This is a genomic window from Kaistia sp. SLG-1 (assembly GCF_059699055.1).
This window is the reverse complement of the sequence record NZ_AP048544.1, coordinates 815,489-841,076: the sequence shown is the minus strand read 5'-3', so window position 1 is coordinate 841,076 and position 25,588 is coordinate 815,489. Positions and strand designations below refer to the sequence as shown.

The window sequence follows — 25,588 nt, the reverse complement described above, 5'->3', positions numbered from 1 at the left end:
CTCAGTGAACCTCAGTTCGGCTGAGAAACCGTACGAAGGGATAAGGCCTTGATCAGCAACCTCACCAAGCTCTGCGGCGGTGTGCTCGCCGCGACGTTCCTGACGTCGACGCCGCTGCCGGCGATCGCCGCGCCGCTCGTGGCTCCGGCCGTCGCCCCGAGCGTGGCGGATACGACGTCGAATATCATCGACGTGCAGTATCGTGGTCGCAACGACTACTATTATCGGCACCACCGGCCGGGCTACGGTCCAGGTTATCGACCGGGCTATCGTCCCGGCTACGGTCCCGGATATCGCCCGGGCTACTGGAACGGCTATTCCGGCTATCGCTACGAGCGGCCCGGCTACCGCTACTACAATGGCTGGTGGTATCCGCTCGCCGCCTTCGGCGTCGGCGCGGCGGTCGGCTCCGCGATCGCCCAGCCGCCGGCCTATTACGGCGGCGGAAGCTATGCGTCGGCGCACTACCAGTGGTGCGAGAACCGCTACCGCTCCTACCGGGCTTCGGACAACACCTTCCAGCCCAACAACGGCCCGCGGCGGCAGTGCGTTTCGCCCTATTGAGGCAGGATCCCAAACAAGAAAAGGCCCGCCAACCGGCGGGCCTTTTCTTTTGGCGAACGGGCGTTGGACGCGCCTACTCGAGATGCGACTCGAGGAACCACAGCGCCTTATCGAGCGCGCGCGAATAGCCGGTCAGGATATCAGCCGTGTCGGCGTCGCCGAGATCGTTGGCCTTGTCGATGCCCTTGCGGACCTCGTTGGCGACGTGGGCGTAGCGCTCGATCAGCTCCGCCAGATGGTCCTTGATCTTGGAAATCTCGGTCGGATACGGCGCGAGCTTGGTAGCGGAAGCGACGGCCTGCGTGGTGCCGAGGGCAAAACCGCCGAGCTGCACGGCGCGTTCCGCCACCGTGTCGGCATGGCCGTCGATCTCGGTCCGGAAGCCGTCCAGCATCTCGTGAATGGCGATGAACTGCAGGCCCTTCAGGTTCCAGTGGGCCTGCTTGGTCACCAGCGCCAGATCGATGCTGTCGGCGAGCACGGCGTTCAGCAGTTCGATCGACGCTGTCTTGGTGTTGGACTTCAGATCAATCGAGGACTTCCGGGGCGGCATCGCTATCTCCTTCATGGGATGATCGGCACATTCTCGGACAATGCGCCGGGCGCGGCAAGGATCCGCCCACCGCGCCGGACGTGTTGTCGCAGCACGGCACAACCGGTTCCGCAGCGGCGGCGCGGAAAATCATCCTCATCATCGCGCCTCTGCGCCACGCCATGCTCTCGGCGGCTGGCAGAGGCGCGGCGCCTGCGCTAGGACCATCGGACTGGGCGGTGTCGAAGAGGACCTCATGAAAACTGTGATCTGCGTGGAGCCGGGCAAGCTGGAACTCGTCGAGCGGCCCGATCCGGGTGCGCCGGCCGCCGGCTGGGCGACCGTCGACGTCAAGCATGTCGGCATCTGCGGCACCGACTATCACATATTCGAAGGCAAGCACCCCTTCCTCGAATATCCGCGCGTCATGGGCCACGAGCTCTCGGGCGTCGTCTCGGCGGTCGGCGACGGCGTGTCGCTTGCGGTCGGCACGCCCGTCGTCATCAACCCCTATCTTTCCTGCGGCCACTGCGTCGCCTGCCGGAAGGGCAAGCCGAACTGCTGCACCTCGATCCAGGTGCTCGGTGTCCATACCGATGGCGGCATGGCCGAGAAGATCGTCCTGCCGGAGGGCAATCTCTATCCCGCCGAGGGCCTGTCGCTGCGCGACGCGGCCATGGTCGAGTTCCTGGCGATCGGCGCCCACGCCGTCCGTCGCGCCCAGCCGGAAGGCGGCCGCGCGCTCGTCGTTGGCATCGGCCCGATCGGCCTCGGCGTCGCCATCTTCGCCCGCATCGCCGGCCTCGAGGTGACGCTGCTCGACGCCAGCGAGGAGCGCCTCGCCTTCGCCCGCGACACGCTCGGCTTCGAAAAATCGGCACTGACCGGCCCCGACGCGCAGAAGACGCTGATGGCCGGGACCGGCGGCGACGGCTTCGACGTCGTGTTCGACGCCACCGGCAACGCGCAAGCGATCGAGGCCGGCTTCGCGCTGGTCGCGCATGGCGGCGCCTATGTGCTGGTCTCGATCGTCAAGGACACGATCTCGTTCTCGGACCCCGAGTTCCACAAGCGCGAGATGATGCTGATCGGCAGCCGCAACGCCACGAAGGTCGATTTCGAGCACGTCGTCGCATCGATCCAGGCCGGCCTCGTGCCGCTCGACGCGCTGGCGACGCACGAGACGACGCTCGACAAACTCACCGCCGACATGCCGGTCTGGAGCCATGACAAGCGCGGCCTGATCAAGGCGATCATCACCGTCTGATCGTCGGCTTCCGCCGCCAATTGCCGCCAATTGCCGCTTTGACAGCGCTGTCCGAATGCAGGACGGTGCTGTCCAACTTCAGCGGAATCACCGCAACGGCAATGGAGCGGACGATGGAATATCGGCAACTCGGCAATTCGGGACTGAAGGTTTCGGTGCTCACCATGGGCACCATGACCTTTGGCAGGAAGGGCGGCTTCTCGAAGGTCGGCGACATCACCGAGGTCAAGGACGCGCAGCGCCAGATCGACATGGTGATCGACGCCGGCGTCAACTTGCTCGATACCGCCAACGCCTATTCGGGCGGCGCCTGCGAGGAGATCATCGGCGAGGCGCTCGGCGGCAAGCGCAAGGGCGGCGTGCTCCTCGCCACCAAGGCGCGTTTTCCCATGGGCGACGGCCCCAATGATCGCGGCCTGTCGCGCTACCACCTGATCCGCGAATGCGAGGCGAGCCTGAAGCGCCTGCAGACCGACGTCATCGACCTCTACCAGGTGCATGAGTGGGACGGCGTCACGCCGCTCGAAGAGACGCTGGAAGCGCTCGACACGCTCGTCCGCCAGGGCAAGGTCCGCTATGTCGGCTGCTCCAACTTCTCCGGCTGGCACCTGATGAAGGCGATGGAGATCGCCCGCCGCGACCACCGCGTCCCCTTCGTCTCGCAGCAGATCCACTACACGCTGCAGGCGCGCGAGGCCGAGCAGGAGCTGGTGCCGATCACGATCGACCAGAAGCTCGGCATCCTGGTCTGGAGCCCGATCGCCGGCGGCCTGCTCTCCGGCAAGCATCGCCGCGACAAGGAGACGCCGCAGGACAGCCGCCTCGCCAAGGGCTGGACGGAGCCGCCGATCCATGACTGGGACCGGCTCTGGAACATCGTCGACGAACTGGTCTCGATCGCCGAGGCGCGCGGCGTCTCCGGCGCGCAGGTGGCGCTCGCCTGGCTGCTCGGCCGCCCGGGCGTGACCTCCGCCATCATCGGCGGCCGCACGGATGCGCAGTTCCACGACAACCTCGCTGCCGCCGATCTGAAGCTTTCCGACGAGGAACGCGCCCGCCTCGACAAGGTCAGCCAGCAACCGCTGAACTACCCCTACTGGCACCAGGCGGCGACCGCCAGCGACCGCCTCGGCCCGGCCGACCTCGCCTTCCTTAAGCCCTATCTGGCCGAGTAGGCACGTCCGGTGTGAAACGGAAAGGCCCGGCATGACCGGGCCTTTTTTTCATCGAACCGGCCGGCGGTGTTCCCTTCGCCATCGCCATTCGCAACCGTCGCAGCCTGCTGACAGGTGGGAACACTGGAGGTGTCGAGCATCGGGACGGTTCCGCTGCGGTCCACAAGCGATCTTTGCAGCCGCCGCATGGGCAGCTACCCTGCACCAGGCGGCAATTTGCAGGTTGGCCCTTGATGAGCGACCCGGTCCTGAAGTCCTTCGTCCCGATCCTGTTTGTTCGCGACGTATCCAAAAGCGCGGAATTCTACCGAGGGAAGCTCGGTTTCGAGATCGACTTCCTCTATGGCGAACCGCCATTCTACGGCTCGGTATCGCGCGGGGCGGCTGCCTGCCTACACCTTCGCCACGTACATCAGCCGAACTTCGCGGAACTTGCGGCGCGGGAATTGTCCTTGATCCTCGCCACCGTCGAGGTCTCCGATATCCAGCGGCTTTTCGAGGAGTTCCGGGCGCGCGACGTGGAGTTCGCCCAGACGCCGACCAGACAACCTTGGGGCGGAACGGACCTTCACGTCCGCGATCCCGACGGAAACGTGATTTCCTTTGTCGCTTACGACAGCATCTAGCGCGCCTCTGCGGGGACGGTGGACTTCCGCGCATCCCGCAATGGGTTCAGAACTTGTAGTTCAGGCCCGCCTTGACGGCGTTGGAGGTGATGCCGACATCGGCCTGGGCGGGAGTGCCGTCGAGGACGGTCTTGCTGCCGAGATCGACATAGTCGTATTCAAGCCGGCCGGTCAGGTTCGGCGTGAAGCCGTATTCGACGCCGGCGCCGGCCGTCCAGCCGACGGCCCACTTGCTGTCCGAGCCGACGCCCGCGACCTTGGCCTCGACATCGCCATACGCAATGCCGCCCTTGCCGTAGAACAGCCACTTGTCATAGGTGAAGCCGATGCGGGCGGTGGTCGAGCCGAGCCAGTTCAGGTCGAGCGCGACGTCGCCGGCGTTGTCGCTCAGGCCGCTATAGGCGATGTCCGTCTCGAAGCCGACCAGCCAGGGATTGACCTGGTAGTTGTAGCCGGCCTGCACGCCGAACAATCCGCCGCTGACGCTGTCGAGGAAATCCGCGTCCTTGGTGCCGCGTCCCCAGCCGAAGCCGCCATGCACGCCGGCATAGAAGCCATTCCAGTCGAAAGTGGCCGGTGCGGCGGGAGCGACCGGAACGGGTTCATTGATCGAGATGTCCGCGGCCGAAGCCACGTTCGCCAGCGCCAGAAAGGCCGCGCTTGCAAGTAACAGATGCCTCATCTCGTACCCTCTCGAACCCCAACTCCGTCGATACCCACCGCCGATGCCTACCATGGGGCGGAAACATGTCCGCATCACGACCCATGAAAGCCTGAAATCGGTATGCGAGCGACCGCCGTCAAGACGCGGGGGAAAAGCAGGCCGCCGCTGCGGCATCGCTGCAACAGAATCGTAGGGGTGATCGAGGCGCGATGCGAGCGGAGGGGGGGCGATGCCCCCGAGACCCTCTCCCGGACCGTATTCCCGAAACTCCACCATCATCCTGAGGTGCCCGGCGAAGCCGGGCCTCGAAGGAGGGTCCAGGTCCCCTATCGCACCAGGATGGCGCGGAAATCGTTGACGTTGGTGAGCGTCGGACCGGTAACGACCAGCCGGTCGAGCGCCTGGAAGAAGCCGTAGCCGTCATTGTCGGCGAGGCGCGCCGCCGGGTCGATGCCCCTGGCCCTCGCCTCGGCGAGAATGCCGGCGTCGATCCAGGCGCCGGCATTGTCTTCGGAGCCGTCGATGCCGTCGGTATCGCAGGCGATCGCCGCGATGCCCGCATGGCCGCCGAGCGCTACGGCGAGCGCCAGCAGAAACTCGGCGTTGCGGCCGCCCCGCCCCTTGCCGCGCACGGTGACGGTGGTCTCGCCGCCCGAAAGGATCACGCAGGGTTTTGCCACCGGCTGGTCATGCGCCGCCGCATAGGTGCCGATCGCCGCCAGCACGCGCGCCACGTCGCGCGCCTCGCCCTCGAGCGCGTCGCCGAGCACCAGCGGCGTCAGGCCGATCGCCCGCGCCGCATCGGCCGCCGCGTCAAGCGCCATCTTCGGCGTCGCCAGCATCTCGACCGCGCCGCCCTCGCCGGCGGAAACCGCATTGGCGCGGATCGCCTGCTCGATGCGCGGCTCGACGGCGATGCCGTATTCGGCGAGGATCGCCAGCGCGCCTTCGGGATCCGACGCCTCGGGGATCGTCGGGCCCGAGCCGATTGCGCCGGGATCGTCGCCCGGCACGTCGGAGATCAGAAACGTCACCATGCGGGCCGGCGCCGCCGCGGCGGCGAGGCGGCCGCCCTTGATCGCCGAGAGCGCCTTGCGGACGCGGTTCATGGCGCCGATCGGCGCGCCGCTCTTCAAGAGCGCGCGGTTCAGCGCCTGCTTGTCCTCAAGCGTCAGGCCAGGCGCCGGCAGGGCGAGCAGCGACGACGCACCGCCCGACATCAGGAAGATGACGAGATCGTCGGCGCCGGCCGAAGCGGCGATGTCGAGAATGCGCTGCGCCGCCGCCATGCCGGCCGCGTCCGGAACGGGGTGCGAGGCTTCCACCACCTCGACGAAGCGGGTCGGCGTGCCGTGCCCATAGCGGGTGACGGCGAGGCCCTCCGGCGCCGGATTGCCGGCCTGCTCCCAGGCATCCTCGAACGCCCGCACCATGCGCGCCGCGCCCTTGCCGGCGCCGAGCACGATCGTCCGTCCTTTTGGCGCCACCGGGAGCCTTCCCTCGAAGCGGCCGTCCGGCAGCGAGGCGGCAAGCGCGGCGTCGAACAGCGCGCGAAGGATGGCCTGGTCGGGAGAATTCTTGTCGAGCGTCATGTCACATGCTGTCCAAGGAAGGGCCACGCCCGCTCACCGGGCGGTATCAATGCGCAGCGTTCCGACCAGCGCGTCGAAAAGCGGGCGCGCCTTGTCGATCGCCGCCGCGGTGGTCGCACAGGAGAGGCTGATTCGATAGGCGGGCGTCTCGGCGATCGCAATGTACTGGCGGACATTGGCGTGGTCGGGCCCGAGATGCGGAACGACGATGGTGGCGACGCCGCGCACGCCTGCGCCGAAATCGACGGGATCGATCGCCTCGATGCGGCCCATGAAGCCGAGCGTCGTCCGCATCGATTCCATCGTCTCCTCGATCATCTCCGGCGAGGTCAGCGTCGCCTGATCGAAGGCCTGTACCTCCTCCGGCTGCGTCTTCACCCCGACGCCGCAGAGGCTCTTCGACGTGCCGGCGCGCGGCAGGTCGGGGCTGTCGACATCGACGACGAAATCATGCCCCGGATGGCCCCGCCGCTCGCCGAGAACAAGCGCCGGCGGAACCGTGAAGGCGAGCCCGGTATCGGCATCGAGAAAATCGCGCCGGACGGGCGGCGCGGGTGTTTCGGCCGCCATCGCGTCGGTGCCGACAACGACCGCGACCGCCGCGAGGAGGACGACCCGGCACGACAATCCCGAAAATCGCATGTCAGAGGACCTGCCGAAGTCTCAATCGCGCACGCCGAGGACAAAGTCCTGGATCTGGTCGACGATGGCGCCGGTCATCGGCAGCGAGGCGTCGCTCATCAGGAACAGGGTCAGGCGGGCGACGTCGTCGGGCTTGATCAGCCGGCCCCAGGGCATCATCGCCTCGGCCTCTTCCAGCCAGCCCTCGCCCTTGCCGAGCTTGACCGCCTGCATCTCGCGCTCGCCCGGCGTATCGGCCCAGCCGAGATTGATGCCGTTGACGCTGATGCGGTCGAAGCGGTGCGAATGGGCGGCGTTCTTGGTGAGCGTCAGCAGCGCCGCCTTGGACGAGGCATAGACGCCGAGCTCCGGCGTGCCGCCATAGGCGTTGACGGAGAGGATGTTGACGATCGCGCCGGGCGCGCCGCGTCCCTGCAAATGCTGGATCAGGCCCTGCATCAGGAACATCGGCGTCCGCACATTGGTGGCGTAGACGGTGTCGAAGAAATCGATGTCGGCGTCGACGATCGAGCCGCGATCGGTGCTGGCGGCGGCGTTGACGAGCGCATCGATGTGGTCGAAGCGGTCGAGCGCCGCGTCGAGGACGATCGCGGCGGCATCGGCGGCCGCGAGATCGACCGAGACGAAGCCGCCGCCGACGCCGAGTGCCTCCAGCTCGGCCACGACCGCCGCGCCGCGCTGCGGGTTGCGCCCGACCAGCATGACGCCTTCCGCGCCCGAGCGCGCCGCCTCCAGCGCCACGGCCCGGCCGACGCCCTGCGTGCCGCCCGTCACCAGAAGTATCTTGCCGTCTACGCGCGCTTCCATGATCGAACTTCCCTGCCCGTTCCCGCTGTTCGCGAGCTGAATTCGTTATGTGGTCTTGTCCCCGCCGCCCCGGCACGGCACGCTGGCCGGCCCGGACGGATACAATCCGGGCGCGATCCTAGCCGGGCTCGTCTCGGCAGCGCAACTCGGCCACCCGCTTCGAACCCGCCGCCGCCCAGAGCCCGTTTCGAGAGATCCATGCCATACCAGCAAGCTGCCGCGTTGATCGCCGAGGCCCGCCTCGCCCGCCGCCCGCTCGCGCTGGTGCCGGAAACGATCCGCCCCGCCGACGAGGCGGCGGCCTATGCCGTGCAGGCGGCCGTGCATGACCGCCTGAGGCACACGCGTTATGGCCGGCGGATCGGCTGGAAGATCGGCTGCACCACGCCGGTGATGCAGACCTATCTCGGCATCCCCAATCCCTGCGGCGCAGGCCTGTTCGAGGGCACGGCGCATCGTTCCGACGTCGAAGTCTCGGCCGGGGATTTCTGCCATGTCGGCATCGAATGCGAGATCGCCGTAAAACTCGGCCGCGACCTGGCGCCAGGCCCGGCGCCCTTCCACGTCGAGGATGTCGCCGGCGCCGTCGACTGCGTCATGGCGGCGATCGAGCTGGTCGACGACCGCTATGCCGACTGGCGCAAGACCGACACGCCGACGCTGATCGCCGACGATTTCTTCGCCGCCGGATCGGTGCTGGGCGAACCGATCCCGTTTGCGGGCGCGCCTGAACTCGCCGAGGTCGTCGGCGTGACGCGGATCAACGACGAGGAAGTCGGGCGCGGGCGCGGCGCTGACGTGCTCGGCCATCCGTTGGCGGCTCTGGCCTGGCTCGCCAATAGCCTTTCTGCACGCGGCACGATGCTGCGGGCCGGCGAGATCGTCCTCACCGGCAGCCTCGTCGAAACGCGCTGGCTCAACGCCGGCGACCAGGTCGAGATCGAGATCTCGGGGCTTGGCGGGGTAACGCTGGCGGTGTCGGAGTAGTCTGGCTGTACCGGCAACAGGAGCTCGGCTTCGGCAGACAAGCGGATCCGCCCTTCGCACCGAGCTGCCTCGGTACCGGCTGTCCCGCTGATGGCGATTTGACGTTGAAGGCTTGATGATGCGACGGCTTGCGACAAAGCTCGCCGTCATCCCGGGCGGAGACCCGGGATCCATTCATCCGGGTTGCGGGGAGCTTCGCGCTGCGAGGCTTCGGCTGCATGGATCCCCGCCATCGCGGGGATGACGGCGGAGCACATCACCCTCATCCGCCGCCAGCCGCCTGCGAAGACGCGGCCCGCTCGGAAGCCAATGCCCGTTGCGCCCAACCCTACCGAAAATGCTTCGAGAGCTTCAGGCCCTGGGCCTGGTAGTTGGACCCGAGGTCGCTGCCGTAGAGCTTGGCAGGCCGTTGCGACATCTTCTCGTAGACGAGGCGGCCGACCGTCTGGCCATGTTCGAGGATGAACGGCACCTCGTGGCTGCGCACCTCGAGCACGGCGCGGCTGCCGGCGCCGCCGGCGGCCTGGTGGCCGAAGCCGGGATCGAAGAAGCCGGCATAGTGGACGCGGAATTCGCCGACCAGCGGATCGAAGGCGACCATCTCGGCGGCATAGTCGGGCGGCACATGCACCGCCTCGCGCGACACGAGGATGTAGAACTGGTCGGGATCGAGGATCAGCTCGGCCTTGCCGCGCACCGGGATCGGCTCCCAGTAGTCGAGCACGTCGCAGGCGGCGCGCTTGTCGACGTCGATGACGCCGGTATGGCGCTTGGCGCGGTAGCCGATGATGCCGTTCGAGCCTTCGAGGTCGATCGAGAGCAGCAGCCCGCCCGATGCGCGGAAATCGCCGTTGACCAGCGGTTCGCGGGCGTTGAGCGCCGCGAGCTCGACGTCACCGAGGTGTGTGTCGCCGCGACGAAAACGGATCTGCGACAGGCGCGAGCCGGTGCGGGCGACGATCGGGAACGTGCGCGGGGAAACTTCCAGATAGAGCGGGCCGGTATAGCCGGCCGGGATCGTGTCGAAGGACTGCGCCCGGTCGGTGATGACGCGGGTGAAGATATCGAGCCGGCCGGTCGAGGATTTCGGATTGGCGGAAGCCTGCACGTCGGCCGGCAGCGCCAGGCTTTCGAGCAGCGGCACGATATAGACGCAGCCCGTCTCCAGCACGGAGCCGCTGGCAAGGTCGATCGCGTGCAGGGTGAGTTCGGCGAGCCGATCCTTCACCAGAACGTTCGGGCCGGGCAGGAAGCTGGCGCGGACGCGATAGGCGACGGCGCCGAGGCGCAGGTCGAGGCTCGCCGGCTGGATCTGGTCGGCATCGAGCGGCCGTTCGATCCGGATCTCGCCGGCAGCGAGGCTCGCGCCGATCTGCTCGGCCGAGAGAATTCCGATTGCTGCTTCGCTTGACATGCCCGCTCCGTAACACATGCCACTGCATAGGCGAGCGGCGGGAATGCAGCAAGTCGCGCGTTAGCAGAAGTCGCCGTTGACGCCAAGCCGCCGGAGGCATATCAAAAAACGGATGGATCGTGGTCTATTTGAGCCGACCGGCTTGCCGCCACGTTAAACAATGTCGCTAAAAGGTCGGTTGCCGGAAATCCGACATCCGATTTTTGCCCGACCTCGCGTCGGGTTTTTCTTGATCGGGATCAGAACAGAATGTCCGAAGACAAGCCAAAGCGCCCCCGCCGCCCCGCCACGGAGCTCGTGCATGGCGGCACCCTCCGTTCGCAATTCGGCGAAATCTCGGAAGCGATGTTCCTGACGCAGGGCTTCGCCTACGACACCGCCGAGGCGGCGGAAGCGCGCTTCAAGGGCGAGGATCCGGGCTTCATCTATTCGCGCTTCTCCAATCCGACCGTCTTCATGTTCGAGGAGCGCATCCGCCTGCTGGAAGGTGCCGCCGCGGCGCGCGCGACGGCGAGCGGCATGGCGGCAGTCACCGCCGCGCTGATGTCGATGCTGAAGGCCGGCGATCATGTCGTCGCCGCCAAGGCGCTGTTCTCGTCCTGTCTCTACGTGGTCGAGGACCTGCTGCCGCGCTTCGGCGTTCAGTCGACGCTGGTCGACGGCACAGATCTGAACCAGTGGCGCGACGCTGTCCGGCCGAACACCAAGGCCTTCTTCCTCGAAAGCCCGACCAATCCGACGCTGGAAGTGATCGACATCGCCGCGGTGGCTGACATCGCGCATGAGGCCGGCGCGCTGCTCATCGTCGACAACGTGTTCGCGACGCCGATCTGGCAGCAGCCGATCAAGCTCGGCGCCGACGTCGTCGTCTATTCCGGCACCAAGCACATCGACGGCCAGGGCCGTGTGCTCGGCGGCATCATCCTGTCGGCGGATGAGGCCTATGTGAACGACCATCTGCACAATTTCCTGCGCCAGACCGGGCCGACCCTCTCGGCCTTCAACGCCTGGGTGCTGCTCAAGGGCCTGGAGACGCTCGATATCCGCGTCCGCCGGCAGACCGAGAGCGCCGCGAAGATCGCCGACGCCATCGCCGGCCATCCGAAGATCGCCAGGCTGATCTATCCCGGCCGCGCCGACCATCCGCAGGCCGACATCGTCAAGAAGCAGATGGGCGCCGGCTCGACGCTGATTGCCTTCGAGGTCGATGGCGGCAAGGACGCGGCGTTCCGCGTCGCCAGCGCCATGGAGGTCGTGACGATCTCCAACAATCTCGGCGACGCCAAGAGCCTGATCACCCACCCTTCGACGACAACGCACCAGCGCCTGACCGAGGAAGCGCGCCTCGGCTTCGGCATCACGCCCGGCATGCTGCGCCTGTCGATCGGCCTCGAAGATCCGGACGACCTCATCGAGGACATCAGCCTCGCGCTCGACCAAGCTTAGCAAGCCAGCAGGCGTAGCAAAAACCACACAACTCCGGGGATTCGCGGCCGGCGGCCGCGAGTCACCAAGCTGTCACATATGGTTCGCGCCGGTCCTATAATTCCGTCACGGGGCGATGGAACCGACCACCCGCTGGGGTATCCCCAGACCGGCCGGAGGCTGATTTTTTGATGCCTTTTTGGGAACCATATCCATGACGACACCACGTCACATCCTGTCGGCCGGCATTTTGTCGGCCAGTGCGCTGGTCCTTGGGACCTTTGCCGCTTCGGCTGCCGATCTTGGCGCCGTCAAGGTTCCGGACGGCGCGATCGAGGCGCCGACCGCGCCGACAACCACCTTCGGCATCGAGGCGAGCCCGGAATTCTACGGCCGCTCGAGCGGTTCAAACGCGCTCGGCAATTATGCCGATACGGCGGTGAAGGCCAGCCTGTCGCACACGTTCGGCGGCGTCTGGGTGCTCGGCGGTTCGCTCCAGGCGACGCTCAAGGAAGACGACACGCAGCAATATTATGCCGAAGTGACTGGCGGCTATAAGTTCAAATTCGACAAGTTCACGCTGACCCCCTCGGTCGGCCTTGGCGACACCTGGGACGCGACCGGCCTCGGCGACCACAAGGATTCGAATGCGCTCTACTACGCGTTCTACCTCGCGGGCGATTTGAAGCTGAACTCGCAATGGACCTGGAACGTGTTCAACCTGCGCTATCGCGACGCGTTCGACTATCAGTGGATCACGCCGAAGGCCGCCACCGGCATCACCTATTCGTTCGATGCCTATAATTCGGTCTACACCAATGCCGGCTACAGCTGGAAGGATACCGGGAACGGGCTGAAGGGCGACAAGATCAACGTCGCCTTCGGTTACAAGCGGTCGTTCTGAGCCGCTCCGGCACGCTGCCGCAACAACTGCCTCGTGCCGCTTGATCTGCGTCAAGCGGCACGCACGCTTCCAAGGATAGGCTTGTCGACACTTGGTCGTGTCGATGTTGGTTGGTCATATTGTCCATGCGCTGAATTGCGCAGTGGCGGGGCCGCTTCGTCCGTGATTACTGGCGCCAGATGGCTGCCGCCATGCCAAACGAATGTTGGACAGATTCGTCGTCCTGCTCTAGTTTGGAACCCATCCAAAAAGCGGGCGCTGCTGATGGACTATCAATCGTTTTTCGTGGATGCGATCGACGCTCTCCACTCCGAGAAGCGCTATCGCGTCTTCGCCGATCTCGAACGCATTGTCGGGCGGTTTCCGCACGCGATCTGGCGTTCGGAGCGTGGCGCGCGCGAAATCACCATCTGGTGCTCGAACGACTATCTCGGCATGGGCCACCACCCCGACGTCGTCCGCACGATGGCGGAAACGGCGCAGGGCCTCGGCACCGGCGCCGGCGGCACGCGCAACATCTCCGGCAACAGCCATCCCATCGTCGAACTCGAGGCCGAGCTCGCCGACCTGCACGGCAAGGAAGCCGGCCTCGTCTTCTCGTCCGGCTTCGTCTCGAACGACGCCGCGATCTCGACCATCGCCAAGCTGCTGCCCGACTGCCTGATCCTGTCGGACGAGCTGAACCATGCCTCGATGATCGAAGGCATCCGCCGTTCCGGCGCGCAGAAGCGCATCTTCCGCCACAACGACCTCGAGCATCTCGAGCAGCTGCTCAAGGAAGCGGCCCCGGGCCGCGCCAAGTTGATCGTCTTCGAGAGCGTCTATTCGATGGACGGCGACGTCGCGCCGATCGCAGGCATCTGCGACCTCGCCGAGAAGTACGGCGCCATGACCTATATCGACGAAGTCCACGCGGTCGGCATGTACGGCCCGCGCGGCGGCGGCATTTCGGAGCGTGAGGGCGTCATGCACCGCATCGACGTCATCGAGGGCACGCTGGCCAAGGCGTTCGGCACGTTCGGCGGCTACATCACGGCGAGCCGCGCCGTCGTCGACGCCGTGCGCTCCTATGCGCCGGGCTTCATCTTCACGACGGCGCTGCCGCCGGCGATCGCCGCTGCGACCACCGCCTCGATCCGCCATCTGAAGACCTCGCAGCTCGAGCGCGACCTGCAGCAGAAGCACGCGCAGCTGACCAAGTCGATCCTGATCCATGCCGGCCTGCCGGTGATGCCGTCCGAGACGCATATCGTGCCGCTCTTCGTCGGCAATCCCGATCTCTGCAAGCGCGCCTCCGACATGCTGCTCGAAGAGCACGGCATCTATATCCAGCCGATCAACTACCCGACCGTGCCGCGCGGCACCGAGCGCCTGCGCATCACGCCGACGCCGGCGCATGACGAGAAGCTGATCGAAGGCCTGCGCGACGCGCTAATCGATGTCTGGCACCGCCTCTGGCTGCCGCTCGGCCGCACCGCGCCCGCCAATGCCGGCCGCATGGTCGCCAATGGCGGCAGCTCGCATTTCGACGTGTTCCCGCCCGCCGGTGGCTGAGCGCCTCGTTGCCCATAAAAAAGGCCCGCCGAGCGATCGGCGGGCCTTTTTTTGTGTTCGCGGTTGGGAGGCTCTCTCCTTGAAACCCTCCCTCAAGGGGAGGGTTCAGAAAGACGGTGCGGCGCGTCCTCGACTACTTCGCCAGCCAATCCGCCAGGCGGCGCGTCGCTTCGCGGATCTGGTCGAGATCGCGCAGGTAGCAGAGGCGCATGAAGCCGTCGCCGCCGGCGCCGAAGGCACCGCCCGGCGCCAGGCCGACGCCGGCCTCGTCAACCAGGCGCAGCGCCAGCGCCCGCGTATCCGGCTCGCCGTCGACGGCGAAGAACGCGTAGAACGCGCCGGCCGGGCGGACCAGCCGCACCCGGCCCGTCTTCTCCAGCCCCGAACAGACGATCTCGCGCGCTTCCGTCGCCCGCTGGCGCTGGAAATCGATGAAGGCGTCGCCCTGGTCGAGCGCCGCGACCGCGCCGCGCTGCAGGAACTTCGGCGTGCCGGAGCTTGAATATTGCACGAGGTTCTCGATCACCTGGCCGAAGACCGGCGGCGCCGACAGCCAGCCGACGCGCCAGCCGGTCATCGCCCAGTTCTTCGACAGGGTGTTGACGTAGAGGATGCGGTCATCCGGCTCGGCGATGTCGTAGAAGGACGGCGAGCGGTCGCCCTCGTAGAAGAAGCGCGTATAGACCTCGTCGGAGACGATCCAGAGCCCGCGCGCCCGCGCGAAATCGAGGATCGCCTGCAGCTCGTCACGCGTCGCCGTCCAGCCGGTCGGGTTGCAGGGCGAGTTGAGGAAGAGCGCCTTGGTGCGCGGCGTCACCGCCTCGAAATAGCGATCGAGATCGAGCGTCCAGCCGGCATTGCCATAGGTGAGCGGCACCTCGACAACCTTGGCGGCGCCGACTTCGGCGGCAGCGGCGAAGTTCGGCCAGGCCGGCGTCGGCACGACGACCTCGTCGCCATGGCCCGCCACCATGCGCAACGCGATCTGGATCGCCGGCATGCCACCCGAGGTGACGAAGAAGCGCTCGGGATCGAACGGGCGGCCGTAGAGGCGCTCGTGATAGCCGGCCAGCGCCTGCCGCAGTTCGGGAATGCCGCGCTGGTGCGTGTAGAAGGTCTCGCCCGCGTTGAGCCCGGCCTGCGCCGCCTCGCTGATGAAGGCCGGCGTCGGCAGATCGCCCTCGCCGACCCAGAGCGGGATCAGGCCGGCGCGATCGCGGCCATAGTTGAAGACCTCGACGATGCCGCTTTCCGGAGCCTGGCTCGCTTCCGGGCGCAGCGTATTCAATGCGGTGTGAATGGACACGCACGTTTCCAATGGCTGAGGCGCCGGATCCCCCCGGACCCTCGGCGTCTTTGTTCGGTGACAGGCGGGAACTTAGCCGACAACCAAGACAAAACGGCGGCCAAGGGCCGCCGTTTGCTGCGAAGACGCAAATTTATCCTTCGCGGGTCCTACTTCTTGGCAAGCAGGTCGCGGATCTCGCGCAGCAGCGCCACGTCCTCGGGCGTCGCGACCGGGGCCGGGGCTGCGGCCTTCTCGCGCTTCATGCGGTTCATGCCCTTGACGATCAGGAACAGGATCCAGGCGACGATGATGAAGTTGATCAGCAGCGTCAGGAAGTTGCCATAGGCGACGGTGGCGCCGGCCTTGCGGGCGGCGTCGAGGGTCGCCTGCGGCTCACCGGCCAGTTGGATGTACTTGTTGGTGTAGTCGATACCGCCCGTGATCACACCGATGATCGGCATGATGATGTCGTTGACTATCGAGTTGACCAGCCCGCTGAAGGCGGCGCCGATAATGATACCGATGGCCAGGTCGACCACGTTGCCCTTGAGGGCAAACTCTTTGAATTCCTTCAGCATGCAAATGTTCCTTTTGCCCGGCTCGCGCGGCAAGCTCGATTCACGACCATCCAGACTATAGCGCAGCCATATGGCGCGCGAAACGTGTGCGCTTTACCTACGCAATGCTGTTTTGCGGGATGGAAAGCCGTGTGGATGCCCGGCTCGCCTGCGGCGTCGAGCACGATTGACGGGCCGGCTCGGCAGGGGCTAAGAGCCTCGCACCATTGTCGAGAACAACCGATGTATCGAACCGTCACGCGATCGATCCAGGTCACCGTGCAGCCCAGCTTCGTCGAGGACGATTCCTCGCCGGGCGAAGGTCGCTATGTCTGGGCGTATACGATCGAGATCGTCAATCTCGGCCTGGAGAACGTGAAGCTGCGCTCGCGCTGCTGGCGCATCACAGACGGGCGCGGCCATACCGAGGAAGTGCGCGGCGTCGGCGTCGTCGGCAAGGAGCCGTCGCTGAAGCCCGGCGAGAGCTTCGAATACACCAGCGGCTGCCCGCTCTCGACCCCGTCGGGCATCATGGTCGGCACGTACCAGATGCAGACCGAGGACGGCGAGATGTTCTCCGTCGACATCCCCGCCTTCTCGCTCGACATGCCGAACGCCGCCCGCGTGCTGCACTGAGCGGCACGCGAGAGGCCTGAAATCCATCCCGGGGTGCAAGCCTCTCTTCACCTCCCCCTGAGGGGGAGGTCGGACCGCAGGTCCGGGAGAGGGTTTAGGAAACCATCCGGTGAGGCCGTAAACCCTCACCCGCCGGCCTTCGGCCGTCGACCTCTCCCTCAGGGAGAGGTGAAGCAAGCCAGTCGCCCCGTCCGAGGGCAGCTCCTCAGCCCAGAAATTCCTGCGGCTCAAAGCTGTACTTGGCGCCGCAGAACTCGCAGGTGACGGCGATCTCGTCGTTCTCGATGCTGTCGGTGATTTCCTCGGCCGAGAAGCCGCGCAGCACGCCCTCGATCCGGTCGCGCGAGCAGGAGCACTGGTCCCGCACCGCCGAAGCCTCGAACACGCGGACGCCGCGCTCGTGGAACAGCCGGTAGAGCAGCCGCTCGACCGGGACCTCGGGATCGATCAGCTCGTGATCTTCGACGGTCGAGACCAGCGAGGTGGCCTCGGCCCAGGCGTCGCTCTCCTCGCCCTCGACCTCGTGGCCGTCCGGGACATCGCCGCCCGGCAGGTCGCGATGACCGGCGCCGGACTGCGGCAGGAACTGCACCATCATGCCGCCGGCGCGCCAGCTATGCGCGGCGCCGCCGTCCTCGCGCGTCATCATCTCGGCGACCGCCAGGCGGACGATCGTCGGGATCTGCTCGGACTGGGCGAAATAGGCGTGCGCCACCTCTTCCAGGCTGGCGCCGTCGAGCTTGACGATGCCCTGGTAGCGGCTGGTGAACTCGCCCTGGTCGATGGTCATGGCGAGGATGCCGTTGCCGAGTAGCAGCTCCGGCTTCAGCGTGCCCTCCGCCTCCATTGCCGCGACCCGCTCCTTGTCGAAGCGGGCATAGGCGCGGATGTTGCCGGGCGTGCGGTAGTCGACGACCAGCATGTCGACGGGGCCGTCGGTCTGCGTCTGCAGCAGGAACTGGCCCTGGAACTTCAGCGACGAGCCGAGCAGCACGGCAAGGACGACCGCCTCGCCGAGCAGCTTCGACACCGGCAGCGGATAGTCGTGCCGCGCCAGAAGCGCCGACAGCGCCGGCCCCATCTGGATGGCGCGGCCGCGCACGTCCAGCCCCTCGACCGCGAAGGGCAGCACGGCATCGTCGCCGGCCGCGTCGATCGCGCCGGTATCTACGGGTTCAAGTTTTTCCATCAGAGTGCCTCCGGGCCACCCAGGCACCAGGCAAGAATGCCCTTCTGCGCGTGCAGCCGGTTTTCAGCCTCGTCGAAGACGACCGATTGCGGTCCGTCCATCACCTCGGCCGTCACCTCCTCGCCGCGATGGGCGGGCAGGCAATGCATGAACAGCGCGTCCTGCTTGGCGCGCGCCATCAGGCGGGCGTTAACCTGGTACGGCTTCAGGAGATTGTGCCGCCGTTCGGCCTCGTTGTCGCCCATCGAGACCCAGGTGTCGGTGACGATGCAATCGGCATCGGCCGCCGCGTCATGCGGATCCTCGCCGGCGATGACCTCGCCGCCATGCGAGCGCGCCCAGTCGAGCAGGCTGTGCGCCGGCGCCAGCTCCTCCGGCGTCGCGATCTTCAGGCGGAAATCGAAGCGCGCCGAGGCGTGCACCCAGGAGGCGAGCACATTGTTGCTGTCGCCGAGCCAGGCCACCGTCTTGCCGGTGATCGGGCCGCGATGCTCCTCATAGGTGAGGATGTCGGCCATGACCTGGCAGGGATGCGAGCGGCGCGTCAGCCCGTTGATGACCGGAACCGTGGCGTTGCGCGCGAGCTCCGCCAGCGCATCGTGATCGAGGATACGGATCATGATGCCGTTGACGTAGCGCGACATCACCTTCGCCGTATCGGCGATGGTCTCGCCGCGGCCGAGCTGCATCTCGGCGCCGGTGAGCATCAGCGTCTGGCCGCCGAGCTCGCGCATGCCGACGTCGAAGGAGACGCGCGTCCGGGTCGAGGGCTGCTCGAAGATCAGCGCCAGCACCTTGCCGGCGAGCGGGCCGACGCCGTCGAGCGCCCCGTTGCGGGACGCCTTGATGCGCTTCGCGCCTTCCATGATCTGCCGAAGCGTCGCGGAATCGAACTCTGTCAGGTCGAGAAAATGCCGAACCATGATGCCCCGTCCCGCTTATGCGGATTGCCGCGCCGCATCGGCGGCGGCGGCTTCGATTGCGGTGAAGGCGGCGTCCATCCTGTCGATCGCCGCATCGACTTCGGCCTTGCCGATGTTGAGCGGCGGCAGCAGGCGGAGCACGTTGTCGCCGGCGCCGGCCGCCAGCATGTGCTGGTCGCGCAGCGCCGCGACGACCTCGGGGATCGGCTTCAGCGCGTGAATGCCAATCAAGAGGCCCTCGCCGCGAATGCCGTCGGCGACGCCGGGATGGCTGTCGATCAGCCCGCCGAGGCGCTGGCTCAGATAGCGCGCGGTCTCGCGCACATGCTCGAGGAAGCCGTCGGCGAGCACCGCGTCGAGCACGGCATTGCCGACCGCCATCGCCAGCGGATTGCCGCCGAAGGTGGTGCCGTGCGTGCCGGGCGTCATGCCCTTGGCCGCCTCGTTGGTGGCCAAGCACGCGCCGAGCGGGAAGCCGCCGCCGATGCCCTTGGCCGCCGTCAGGATGTCCGGGGCGATGCCAGTCCACTCATAGGCGAACAGCTTGCCGGTGCGGCCAATGCCGGTCTGGACCTCGTCCATGATCAGCAGCATGCCCTCGGCGTCGCAAAGCGCCCGGAGCTCGCGCAGGAAATCGGTCGGGAAGGAGCGCACGCCGCCTTCGCCCTGGATCGGCTCGATCATGATCGCCGCCGTCGCCGGCGTCACCGCCGCCTTGATCGCCGCCATGTCGCCGAACGGCACCTGGTCGAAACCGTCCGCCTTCGGGCCGAAGCCGTCGAGATATTTCTGCTGACCGCCGGCGGCGAGCGTCGCCAGCGTCCGGCCGTGGAACGCGCCCTCGATGGTGAGGATGCGGAACCGCTCGGGCTGGCCGTTGACATAGTGGTAGCGCCGCGCCGTCTTGATCGCGGCCTCGTTGGCCTCGGCGCCCGAATTGGCGAAGAAGACGCGGTCGGCGAAGGAGTTGGCGACCAGCGTGTCGGCGAGCTTCTCCTGGCCGGGGATCCGGAACAGGTTCGACGTGTGCCAGAGCTTGCCGGCCTGTTCGGTCAGCGCCTGCACAAGGACCGGGTTGGCATGGCCGAGCGTGTTCACCGCGATGCCGGCGGAGAAATCGAGATAAGCGTCCCCGTCTCGCGTAAAGACCCAGGCCCCCTCGCCTCGCTCGAACTCGAGCGGTGCACGCGCAAAGGTGTCAAAGAGGCTGGACGAGGTCTTTTTTACGCTGCTATCGGGGGCGTTCATATCCCCTCCTTCGGATGAAACCACGGAAATGGGTGCCAAAAATCAAAAGTGCCACCCGAGGCCGACGCGCCGGGCAGCACCTTTTTGCGTTGCCCTTATATCACGGTCGTGACGTTTTGTGTCAATGAAAACGGCGGCGGAGGGGCCTCGGCGGCGGCTAAGCGATTGACCCGACTCACGGTTCGGGGCCGAGACCGCAAGTTGGGGAAAACGCAAGGATCCACATCTAGGATTCCTGCCGACTCTTGTCACCGAGTCAGGCCATATAGTATCTTAATAACCGTTAAGATACGAAATATCGAGCCGGTACCTCCCCCTGACCCAAGTATCGCGTTCAAAGTCGTCATGCCCCCTGGCCGACGACCGCGACAGGATTCCGGGTATCGCTCCGACCGACAAGGACACGCTATGACTTGGACGGACGAACGGGTTGAGTTGCTGAAGAAGCTCTGGACCGACGGTTTGAGCGCGAGCCAGATCGCCTCGGAGCTTGGCGGCGTAACGCGCAATGCGGTCATCGGCAAGGTACATCGGCTGAGCCTGTCGGGTCGCGCCAAGCCGGCTTCGACGCCGGTGGCTCGCGCCCGCAAGCCTGCGACGACCAGCAATGGCCGATCCGCAACGACGGGCCGCCCCAATCCTGTCAGGCCGCTGGTGGCGGGCAATACCGCGCTGAAGCCGCTCGGCCAGATCGTGCCGGAACCGCGGCGCATGCCCCGCCCGGCCGGCTCGGACGACGTCGTCGTGCCGATCAGCCTGCATGCCACGATCCTCACGCTCACCGAACAGACCTGCAAATGGCCGATCGGCGACCCGAGCACCGAGGATTTCCATTTCTGCGGCCAGCGGTCGAACTCCGGCATTCCCTACTGCGAATATCATTCGCGCGTCGCCTACCAGCCGGTGCATGACCGCCGCCAGAAGAAGGCCGTCGGCGCCTGATCGCGCCGGCCTGACGCTGGCTCCGGCGCCTGGCGCGCCGACGAGACCAGCCGCAATCCCGGCCGTGCCGTCCTCCATCGAGGCGCACGGCCGATTTGTTTTCCGGCCTCCCCTTGCCAACAACAGAAAGCCGCGCCGGGATTCTGTCCCGCACGCGGCTTCTTGTTCTTTAGCTCTTGAAGGCGGATCCGAAGCTCGCCCCTCACCTCTCCCTGAGGGAGAGGTCGACGCACGAAGTGCGGCGGGTGAGGGTTTACGGTCTATCCGGAGGGTTCCCTAAACCCTCTCCCGGACCTGCGGTCCGACCTCCCCCTCAGGGGGAGGCGAAGGCAGGAGGTGGTCCTCCCCGGAAGAAGCCGTGCCGGAGGCAGCCACGGCAGCCCCCCGGACTATCTCGCATCTGGCGACCCTCCCTCAAGGGGAGGGTTCACGCGGAGTGGTTGCCTCAGGCCATCGCGAACTGGTCGTCGAAGGAATAGCCGGAGCCGCGCACGGTGCGGATCGGATCCTTGACGCGGCCGCGGTTCACCGCCTTGCGCAGGCGGCCGATATGGACGTCGACGGTGCGCTCGTCGACATAGACGTCACGACCCCAGACCCCATCCAGCAACTGTTCGCGTGAAAACACGCGGCCGGGGCTCTTCATCAGATATTCGAGCAGGCGGAACTCGGTCGGGCCGAGATGCAGCTCGCGCCCCGAGCGGCGGACGCGGTGCGTCTCGCGATCGAGCTCGATGTCGCCGGCGCGCAGCAGCGTGGCGATCACCTCGGGCCGCGAGCGGCGCAGGATCGCCCGCACGCGCGCCATCAGCTCCGGCACGGAGAACGGCTTGACGACATAGTCGTCGGCGCCGGTGGCGAGACCGCGGATGCGCTCCTGCTCCTCGCCGCGGGCGGTGAGCATGATCACCGGCAGCGTGCGCGTGGCGTCGCGGGCACGGAGCCGGCGGCAGAGCTCGATGCCGGAGATCCCCGGCAGCATCCAGTCGAGCAGCAGCAGGTCGGGCACGGTTTCGAGGAGGCGCATCTCGGCGTCATCGCCGCGCGGCACGACCTCGACCGTGTACCCTTCCGCTTCCAGATTGTAACGGAGGAGGAGGCTCAGCGCCTCCTCATCCTCGACGATCATAACGCGTGGCGTCATTCACGAATTCCTGGGGTGTGGCTGACGATACCGTCAGTTCTTCTCATAGTTGACGGCAGTCGTGCTCGACTCGTCCTGCTTCGGGCGGTCTTCGGCGAGCACCTGGCCGGTGACGACATAGTAGACCGTCTCGGCGATGTTGGTGGCGTGATCGCCGATGCGCTCGATGTTCTTGGCGCAGAACAGGAGATGCGTGCAGAAGGTGATGTTGCGCGGATCTTCCATCATGTAGGTCAGAAGCTCGCGGAAGAGCGACGTGTACATGGCGTCGATTTCTTCGTCGCGCTTCCAGACTTCATAGGCCTGGTCGACGTCGCGGCTCGCATAGGCGTCCAGCACGTCCTTGAGCTGGGTCAGCGACAGCTCCGCCATGTGCTCGACGCCGGTGTTGAAGCGCTTCGACTGGAGCTGGCCATCGAGCGCCATGACGCGCTTGGCGATGTTCTTGGCCAGATCGCCGATGCGCTCGAGATCGCTGGCGATGCGCTGCGCCGCGATGACTTCGCGCAGGTCCATCGCCATCGGCTGGCGCCGGGCGATGATCATGATGGCGCGCTCTTCGCATTCGCGCTGCAGTGCGTCGAGCTTCTTGTCGTCGGCGATCACCTGCTTGGCGGTGGCCGTGTCGACCCGGATCAGAGCACCGACGGCAACGTCGACCAGGCGCTCCGCCATGCCGCCCATCTCGGCGATGCGGCGGGCGACGTCATTGAGCTCTTCGTCGTAGCGGGAAACAATATGTTCGGACATCTCGTGCTCCTACGTCCGCCCGGCCTCAGCCGAAGCGTCCGGTGATGTAGTCCTGGGTGCGCTTGTCGCTCGGCGACGTGAAGATCTTCGTCGTCTCGTCGAACTCGATCAGCTCGCCGAGATACATGAAGGCGGTGTAGTCGGAGACGCGCGCCGCCTGCTGCATGTTGTGCGTGACGATGGCGATCGTGTAGTCGGTCGTCAGCTCGTCGATCAGTTCCTCGATCTTCGCGGTCGAGATCGGATCGAGCGCCGAGCAGGGCTCGTCGAACAGCACGACTTCCGGCCGCACCGCGATGGTGCGGGCGATGCAGAGGCGCTGCTGCTGGCCGCCCGAGAGGCTGAGGCCGCTCGAATGCAGCTTGTCCTTGACCTCGTTCCAGAGCGCGCCGCGCGTCAGCGCCGCCTCGACCCGGCCGTCCATCTCGGAGCGCGAGATGTTCTCGTAGAGGCGGATGCCGAAGGCGATGTTCTCGTAGATCGACATCGGGAACGGCGTCGGCTTCTGGAACACCATGCCGACGCGGGCGCGCAGCATGTTGCGGTCCTGGTCGGGGTTCAGCACGTTCTGGCCGTCGAAGATCACCTCGCCCTCGGCGCGCTGGCGCGGGTAGAGGTCGTACATGCGGTTGAGGACCCGCAGCAGCGTCGACTTTCCGCAGCCCGACGGGCCGATGAACGCCGTGACCTTCTTCTCGTAGAGCGGCAGGTTGATCGTCTTCAGCGCCAGGTTGTCGCCGTAGAAGAACTTCAGATTACGGATCGAGATCTTCTCGGCCATGCCGGCCGTGTTCATCGCGGTCTGGGTCATTTGGAAGCCTTGGGGCTGAGGAAGGCGCGGGCGACGATGTTGAGTGCCAGCACGGTAAAGGTGATGAGGAGGGCGCCGGTCCAGGCGAGCTTCTGCCAATCCGGATAGGGCGACAGCGCGAACTGGAAGATGGTCACCGGCAGCGACGACATCGGCGCGTTGAGGTTGGTGCTCCAGAACTGGTTGTTCAGCGCCGTGAAGAGCAGCGGGGCGGTCTCGCCGGAGACGCGGGCGATCGCCAGCAGCACGCCGGTGACGATGCCGGACATCGCGGCCTTGTAGGCGACGTGGCGGATCATGACCGAGCGCGGCAGGCCGAGCGCCGCGGCCGCTTCACGCAGCTGGTTCGGCACCAGGTTGAGCATGTCTTCCGTGGTGCGGACGACGACCGGGATCACCAGGATGGCGAGGGCGACCATGCCGGCGAGCGCCGAGAAGTGGCCCATCTGGACGACCATGACCTCGTAGACGAACAGGCCGATGACGATCGAGGGCGCCGCCAGCAGGATGTCGTTGATGAAGCGGACGATCGTCGTCAGCTTGTTGTTGCGGCCGTATTCCGACATGTAGGTGCCGGCGAGGATGCCGATCGGCGTGCCGATGATGACGCCGCCGAAGGTCATCAGGAGGCTACCCCAGATGGCGTTCAGCAGGCCGCCGGCCGAGCCGGGCGGCGGCGTCATTTCCGTGAACACCGCCAGCGAGAGGCCGCTGAGGCCCTGGTAGAGCAGCGCGCCCAGGATGAGCACCAGCCAGGCCAGGCCGAAGGCGGTGGCGCCGACGGAGAGCGTCAGCAGGACGGCGTTGCCGCGCCGGCGGCGGCGATAGATCGCCTGGGCGGCGGGCGTCGAGGCGGCTGAATATCCGGTTGTGCTGAGAGTGCTTGCCATGGTCGCGCGCCTCAATTGCCGGCTTTGACGTTCATGCGCAGCAGCAGCAGGCGCGCCGCGGCGAGAACGATGAAGGTGATGACGAAGAGGATCAGGCCGAGCGCGATCAGCGACGAGGTGTAGAGGTCGCCGACGGCTTCGGTGAATTCGTTGGCGATCGAGGCCGAGATGGTCGTGCCGGGCGCCATGATCGAGGCGGAGATCTTGTGGGCGTTGCCGATGACGAAGGTGACGGCCATCGTCTCGCCGAGCGCGCGGCCGAGGCCGAGCATGATGCCGCCGATGACGCCGACGCGGGTATAGGGCAGCACCACCTTGGTGACGACTTCCGACGTCGTGCAGCCGAGGCCGTAGGTCGCCTCCTTCAGCACCGGCGGAACCGTGTCGAACACGTCGCGGGTGATCGAGGTGATGAAGGGCAGCACCATGATCGCCAGGATGAAGCCGGCGGTCAGCACGCCGATGCCGTAGGGCGGGCCGGCGAACAGGCCGTTCAGCACCGGGATCGGCGCGAACACGTCGATCAGGAAGGGCTGGATGTTGGTCTGGAAGAACGGGGCGAAGACGAACAGGCCCCAGATGCCGTAGATGATCGAGGGGATGCCGGCGAGCAGTTCGATGGCGACGCCGATCGGACGCTTCAGCCAGGGCGGGCACAGCTCGGTCAGGAAGATGGCGATGCCGATGCCGACCGGCACGGCGACCAGAAGCGCGATGATGGACGTCACCACCGTGCCGTAGATGGGCGCGAGCGCGCCGAATTTCTCGGTGACCGGGTTCCAGGACTGGGAGGTGAGGAAGCCCAGGCCGAAGGTCGAGAGCGCCGGGATCGAGCCGTGGATCAGCGACAGGATCACGCCGCCGAGAAGCAGCAGGACCAGCGTCGCGGCGCCGAAGGTCAGTCCCCTGAAGGTGGCGTCTCCGGCCCTGAACCGGCGCATGCGTTTCAGCTTGGCATCATCCATGCCGGCGCTGGTCACGCCCGTCATCGCTGCATCGACCATGTTGTTTTCCCGGTTCCGCATACGGAGCCAATATTTGTCACGAGGAAGAAGAG

General features: G+C 66.4%; 26 protein-coding genes and 1 riboswitch. Of the genes, 10 read left to right on the top strand and 16 right to left on the bottom strand.

What is annotated here, in order from left to right; genetic code table 11:
- Positions 1-48: 48 nt before the first annotated feature.
- Positions 49-564, top strand: a complete 516-nt coding sequence (locus AC6HZP_RS03790; RefSeq protein WP_497525456.1) for a BA14K family protein — start codon at positions 49-51, stop codon at positions 562-564.
- Positions 565-637: 73 nt separating this feature from the next.
- Here the strand turns inward: AC6HZP_RS03790 and dps are convergent, their stop codons facing one another.
- On the bottom strand, positions 638-1,117 hold the full coding sequence (gene dps, locus AC6HZP_RS03785; protein WP_201402308.1) for a DNA starvation/stationary phase protection protein Dps: 480 nt from the start codon (positions 1,115-1,117) through the stop codon (positions 638-640).
- A gap of 235 nt (positions 1,118-1,352) precedes the next feature.
- Here dps and AC6HZP_RS03780 point away from each other — a divergent pair, with 235 nt between their 5' ends.
- The 3 genes from AC6HZP_RS03780 (at position 1,353) to AC6HZP_RS03770 (ending at position 4,164) form a co-directional block, all read left to right on the top strand.
- Complete coding sequence (locus AC6HZP_RS03780) at positions 1,353-2,363, top strand: zinc-binding alcohol dehydrogenase family protein (protein ID WP_497525455.1); 1,011 nt, start codon at positions 1,353-1,355, stop codon at positions 2,361-2,363.
- A 113-nt stretch (positions 2,364-2,476) separates the two neighbouring features.
- Positions 2,477-3,538: an aldo/keto reductase gene (locus tag AC6HZP_RS03775; RefSeq protein WP_497525454.1), complete on the top strand. Its 1,062-nt coding sequence runs from the start codon at positions 2,477-2,479 to the stop codon at positions 3,536-3,538.
- Between the two features lie 233 nt (positions 3,539-3,771).
- Entirely contained in the window at positions 3,772-4,164 is a 393-nt protein-coding gene (locus AC6HZP_RS03770) for a glyoxalase superfamily protein (protein WP_497525453.1), read from the top strand.
- A gap of 46 nt (positions 4,165-4,210) precedes the next feature.
- On the opposite strand, the gene AC6HZP_RS03765 is transcribed toward AC6HZP_RS03770, so the two are convergent.
- The 4 genes from AC6HZP_RS03765 to AC6HZP_RS03750 form a co-directional block, all read right to left on the bottom strand.
- Positions 4,211-4,846 carry an outer membrane protein gene (locus tag AC6HZP_RS03765; protein ID WP_497525452.1) on the bottom strand — a complete coding sequence of 212 codons (636 nt, stop codon included), beginning with the start codon at positions 4,844-4,846 and terminating at the stop codon, positions 4,211-4,213.
- A gap of 308 nt (positions 4,847-5,154) precedes the next feature.
- Positions 5,155-6,420, bottom strand: a complete 1,266-nt coding sequence (locus AC6HZP_RS03760) for a glycerate kinase type-2 family protein (RefSeq protein WP_497525451.1) — start codon at positions 6,418-6,420, stop codon at positions 5,155-5,157.
- A gap of 33 nt (positions 6,421-6,453) precedes the next feature.
- Entirely contained in the window at positions 6,454-7,062 is a 609-nt protein-coding gene (locus AC6HZP_RS03755) for a hypothetical protein (protein ID WP_497525450.1), read from the bottom strand.
- A gap of 21 nt (positions 7,063-7,083) precedes the next feature.
- Positions 7,084-7,869 carry an SDR family oxidoreductase gene (locus tag AC6HZP_RS03750; protein WP_497525449.1) on the bottom strand — a complete coding sequence of 262 codons (786 nt, stop codon included), beginning with the start codon at positions 7,867-7,869 and terminating at the stop codon, positions 7,084-7,086.
- Positions 7,870-8,067: 198 nt separating this feature from the next.
- On the opposite strand from AC6HZP_RS03750, the gene AC6HZP_RS03745 reads away from it, so the two are divergent.
- Positions 8,068-8,856, top strand: coding sequence for a 2-keto-4-pentenoate hydratase (locus AC6HZP_RS03745; protein ID WP_497525448.1), 789 nt, complete (start codon positions 8,068-8,070; stop codon positions 8,854-8,856).
- 328 nt (positions 8,857-9,184) lie between these two features.
- On the opposite strand, the gene AC6HZP_RS03740 is transcribed toward AC6HZP_RS03745, so the two are convergent.
- Positions 9,185-10,270 (bottom strand): 2'-deoxycytidine 5'-triphosphate deaminase, encoded by a 1,086-nt coding sequence (locus tag AC6HZP_RS03740; RefSeq protein WP_497525447.1) that lies wholly within the window; start codon positions 10,268-10,270, stop codon positions 9,185-9,187.
- Positions 10,271-10,379: 109 nt separating this feature from the next.
- Positions 10,380-10,460: riboswitch (SAM riboswitch) on the top strand.
- Positions 10,461-10,519: 59 nt separating this feature from the next.
- On the opposite strand from AC6HZP_RS03740, the gene AC6HZP_RS03735 reads away from it, so the two are divergent.
- From AC6HZP_RS03735 to hemA, 3 genes are all read left to right on the top strand, one after another.
- Entirely contained in the window at positions 10,520-11,716 is a 1,197-nt protein-coding gene (locus tag AC6HZP_RS03735) for an O-succinylhomoserine sulfhydrylase (RefSeq protein WP_497525446.1), read from the top strand.
- Between the two features lie 193 nt (positions 11,717-11,909).
- Positions 11,910-12,599, top strand: coding sequence for a hypothetical protein (locus tag AC6HZP_RS03730; RefSeq protein ID WP_497525445.1), 690 nt, complete (start codon positions 11,910-11,912; stop codon positions 12,597-12,599).
- A gap of 264 nt (positions 12,600-12,863) precedes the next feature.
- Positions 12,864-14,153 carry a 5-aminolevulinate synthase gene (gene hemA / locus AC6HZP_RS03725; protein WP_497525444.1) on the top strand — a complete coding sequence of 430 codons (1,290 nt, stop codon included), beginning with the start codon at positions 12,864-12,866 and terminating at the stop codon, positions 14,151-14,153.
- Positions 14,154-14,286: 133 nt separating this feature from the next.
- Here the strand turns inward: hemA and AC6HZP_RS03720 are convergent, their stop codons facing one another.
- Positions 14,287-15,453, bottom strand: coding sequence for a pyridoxal phosphate-dependent aminotransferase (locus tag AC6HZP_RS03720; RefSeq protein WP_497526728.1), 1,167 nt, complete (start codon positions 15,451-15,453; stop codon positions 14,287-14,289).
- Between the two features lie 155 nt (positions 15,454-15,608).
- Complete coding sequence (gene mscL, locus AC6HZP_RS03715; protein ID WP_201402294.1) at positions 15,609-16,019, bottom strand: large conductance mechanosensitive channel protein MscL; 411 nt, start codon at positions 16,017-16,019, stop codon at positions 15,609-15,611.
- Positions 16,020-16,241: 222 nt separating this feature from the next.
- Here mscL and apaG point away from each other — a divergent pair, with 222 nt between their 5' ends.
- Positions 16,242-16,634 carry a Co2+/Mg2+ efflux facilitator ApaG/CorD gene (gene apaG / locus AC6HZP_RS03710; protein WP_201402293.1) on the top strand — a complete coding sequence of 131 codons (393 nt, stop codon included), beginning with the start codon at positions 16,242-16,244 and terminating at the stop codon, positions 16,632-16,634.
- 205 nt (positions 16,635-16,839) lie between these two features.
- Here the strand turns inward: apaG and AC6HZP_RS03705 are convergent, their stop codons facing one another.
- From AC6HZP_RS03705 to AC6HZP_RS03695, 3 genes are read right to left on the bottom strand one after another with little or no spacing between them, the layout of a single operon-like run.
- Positions 16,840-17,823 (bottom strand): Hsp33 family molecular chaperone, encoded by a 984-nt coding sequence (locus AC6HZP_RS03705; protein ID WP_201402292.1) that lies wholly within the window; start codon positions 17,821-17,823, stop codon positions 16,840-16,842.
- Positions 17,823-18,746, bottom strand: coding sequence for an ornithine carbamoyltransferase (gene argF, locus AC6HZP_RS03700; RefSeq protein ID WP_201402291.1), 924 nt, complete (start codon positions 18,744-18,746; stop codon positions 17,823-17,825). Before argF ends, AC6HZP_RS03705 begins: the two co-directional genes overlap by 1 nt.
- Before the next feature lie 15 nt (positions 18,747-18,761).
- Positions 18,762-19,994 (bottom strand): aspartate aminotransferase family protein, encoded by a 1,233-nt coding sequence (locus AC6HZP_RS03695; protein WP_497525443.1) that lies wholly within the window; start codon positions 19,992-19,994, stop codon positions 18,762-18,764.
- Between the two features lie 408 nt (positions 19,995-20,402).
- Here AC6HZP_RS03695 and AC6HZP_RS03690 point away from each other — a divergent pair, with 408 nt between their 5' ends.
- On the top strand, positions 20,403-20,936 hold the full coding sequence (locus AC6HZP_RS03690; protein WP_497525442.1) for a GcrA family cell cycle regulator: 534 nt from the start codon (positions 20,403-20,405) through the stop codon (positions 20,934-20,936).
- A 445-nt stretch (positions 20,937-21,381) separates the two neighbouring features.
- Here the strand turns inward: AC6HZP_RS03690 and phoB are convergent, their stop codons facing one another.
- From phoB to pstC, 5 genes are read right to left on the bottom strand one after another with little or no spacing between them, the layout of a single operon-like run.
- Entirely contained in the window at positions 21,382-22,080 is a 699-nt protein-coding gene (gene phoB, locus AC6HZP_RS03685) for a phosphate regulon transcriptional regulator PhoB (protein WP_201402288.1), read from the bottom strand.
- A gap of 33 nt (positions 22,081-22,113) precedes the next feature.
- Positions 22,114-22,830 (bottom strand): phosphate signaling complex protein PhoU, encoded by a 717-nt coding sequence (gene phoU, locus AC6HZP_RS03680; RefSeq protein WP_497525441.1) that lies wholly within the window; start codon positions 22,828-22,830, stop codon positions 22,114-22,116.
- 25 nt (positions 22,831-22,855) lie between these two features.
- Positions 22,856-23,641 carry a phosphate ABC transporter ATP-binding protein PstB gene (gene pstB / locus AC6HZP_RS03675; protein WP_497525440.1) on the bottom strand — a complete coding sequence of 262 codons (786 nt, stop codon included), beginning with the start codon at positions 23,639-23,641 and terminating at the stop codon, positions 22,856-22,858.
- Positions 23,638-24,531 carry a phosphate ABC transporter permease PstA gene (gene pstA / locus AC6HZP_RS03670; protein ID WP_497525439.1) on the bottom strand — a complete coding sequence of 298 codons (894 nt, stop codon included), beginning with the start codon at positions 24,529-24,531 and terminating at the stop codon, positions 23,638-23,640. Before pstA ends, pstB begins: the two co-directional genes overlap by 4 nt.
- An 11-nt stretch (positions 24,532-24,542) precedes the next feature.
- Positions 24,543-25,496, bottom strand: a complete 954-nt coding sequence (gene pstC / locus AC6HZP_RS03665) for a phosphate ABC transporter permease subunit PstC (protein ID WP_497526727.1) — start codon at positions 25,494-25,496, stop codon at positions 24,543-24,545.
- Positions 25,497-25,588 lie beyond the last annotated feature (92 nt).

What these genes read in the sequence shown, in the direction of transcription:
- AC6HZP_RS03750 (WP_497525449.1), bottom strand. Translation starts at nt 7,869, where the DNA reads ATGGAAGCGCGCGTAGACGGCAAGATACTTCTGGTGACGGGCGGCACG.
- AC6HZP_RS03730 (WP_497525445.1), top strand. Translation starts at nt 11,910, where the DNA reads ATGACGACACCACGTCACATCCTGTCGGCCGGCATTTTGTCGGCCAGT.
- AC6HZP_RS03765 (WP_497525452.1), bottom strand. Translation starts at nt 4,846, where the DNA reads ATGAGGCATCTGTTACTTGCAAGCGCGGCCTTTCTGGCGCTGGCGAAC.
- argF (WP_201402291.1), bottom strand. Translation starts at nt 18,746, where the DNA reads ATGGTTCGGCATTTTCTCGACCTGACAGAGTTCGATTCCGCGACGCTT.
- phoB (WP_201402288.1), bottom strand. Translation starts at nt 22,080, where the DNA reads ATGACGCCACGCGTTATGATCGTCGAGGATGAGGAGGCGCTGAGCCTC.
- AC6HZP_RS03740 (WP_497525447.1), bottom strand. Translation starts at nt 10,270, where the DNA reads ATGTCAAGCGAAGCAGCAATCGGAATTCTCTCGGCCGAGCAGATCGGC.
- pstB (WP_497525440.1), bottom strand. Translation starts at nt 23,641, where the DNA reads ATGACCCAGACCGCGATGAACACGGCCGGCATGGCCGAGAAGATCTCG.
- phoU (WP_497525441.1), bottom strand. Translation starts at nt 22,830, where the DNA reads ATGTCCGAACATATTGTTTCCCGCTACGACGAAGAGCTCAATGACGTC.
- AC6HZP_RS03705 (WP_201402292.1), bottom strand. Translation starts at nt 17,823, where the DNA reads ATGGAAAAACTTGAACCCGTAGATACCGGCGCGATCGACGCGGCCGGC.
- pstC (WP_497526727.1), bottom strand. Translation starts at nt 25,496, where the DNA reads ATGGATGATGCCAAGCTGAAACGCATGCGCCGGTTCAGGGCCGGAGAC.
- AC6HZP_RS03745 (WP_497525448.1), top strand. Translation starts at nt 8,068, where the DNA reads ATGCCATACCAGCAAGCTGCCGCGTTGATCGCCGAGGCCCGCCTCGCC.
- dps (WP_201402308.1), bottom strand. Translation starts at nt 1,117, where the DNA reads ATGCCGCCCCGGAAGTCCTCGATTGATCTGAAGTCCAACACCAAGACA.
- pstA (WP_497525439.1), bottom strand. Translation starts at nt 24,531, where the DNA reads ATGGCAAGCACTCTCAGCACAACCGGATATTCAGCCGCCTCGACGCCC.
- AC6HZP_RS03755 (WP_497525450.1), bottom strand. Translation starts at nt 7,062, where the DNA reads ATGCGATTTTCGGGATTGTCGTGCCGGGTCGTCCTCCTCGCGGCGGTC.
- AC6HZP_RS03760 (WP_497525451.1), bottom strand. Translation starts at nt 6,420, where the DNA reads ATGACGCTCGACAAGAATTCTCCCGACCAGGCCATCCTTCGCGCGCTG.
- AC6HZP_RS03695 (WP_497525443.1), bottom strand. Translation starts at nt 19,994, where the DNA reads ATGAACGCCCCCGATAGCAGCGTAAAAAAGACCTCGTCCAGCCTCTTT.
- mscL (WP_201402294.1), bottom strand. Translation starts at nt 16,019, where the DNA reads ATGCTGAAGGAATTCAAAGAGTTTGCCCTCAAGGGCAACGTGGTCGAC.
- hemA (WP_497525444.1), top strand. Translation starts at nt 12,864, where the DNA reads ATGGACTATCAATCGTTTTTCGTGGATGCGATCGACGCTCTCCACTCC.
- apaG (WP_201402293.1), top strand. Translation starts at nt 16,242, where the DNA reads ATGTATCGAACCGTCACGCGATCGATCCAGGTCACCGTGCAGCCCAGC.
- AC6HZP_RS03735 (WP_497525446.1), top strand. Translation starts at nt 10,520, where the DNA reads ATGTCCGAAGACAAGCCAAAGCGCCCCCGCCGCCCCGCCACGGAGCTC.
- AC6HZP_RS03770 (WP_497525453.1), top strand. Translation starts at nt 3,772, where the DNA reads ATGAGCGACCCGGTCCTGAAGTCCTTCGTCCCGATCCTGTTTGTTCGC.
- AC6HZP_RS03775 (WP_497525454.1), top strand. Translation starts at nt 2,477, where the DNA reads ATGGAATATCGGCAACTCGGCAATTCGGGACTGAAGGTTTCGGTGCTC.
- AC6HZP_RS03780 (WP_497525455.1), top strand. Translation starts at nt 1,353, where the DNA reads ATGAAAACTGTGATCTGCGTGGAGCCGGGCAAGCTGGAACTCGTCGAG.
- AC6HZP_RS03690 (WP_497525442.1), top strand. Translation starts at nt 20,403, where the DNA reads ATGACTTGGACGGACGAACGGGTTGAGTTGCTGAAGAAGCTCTGGACC.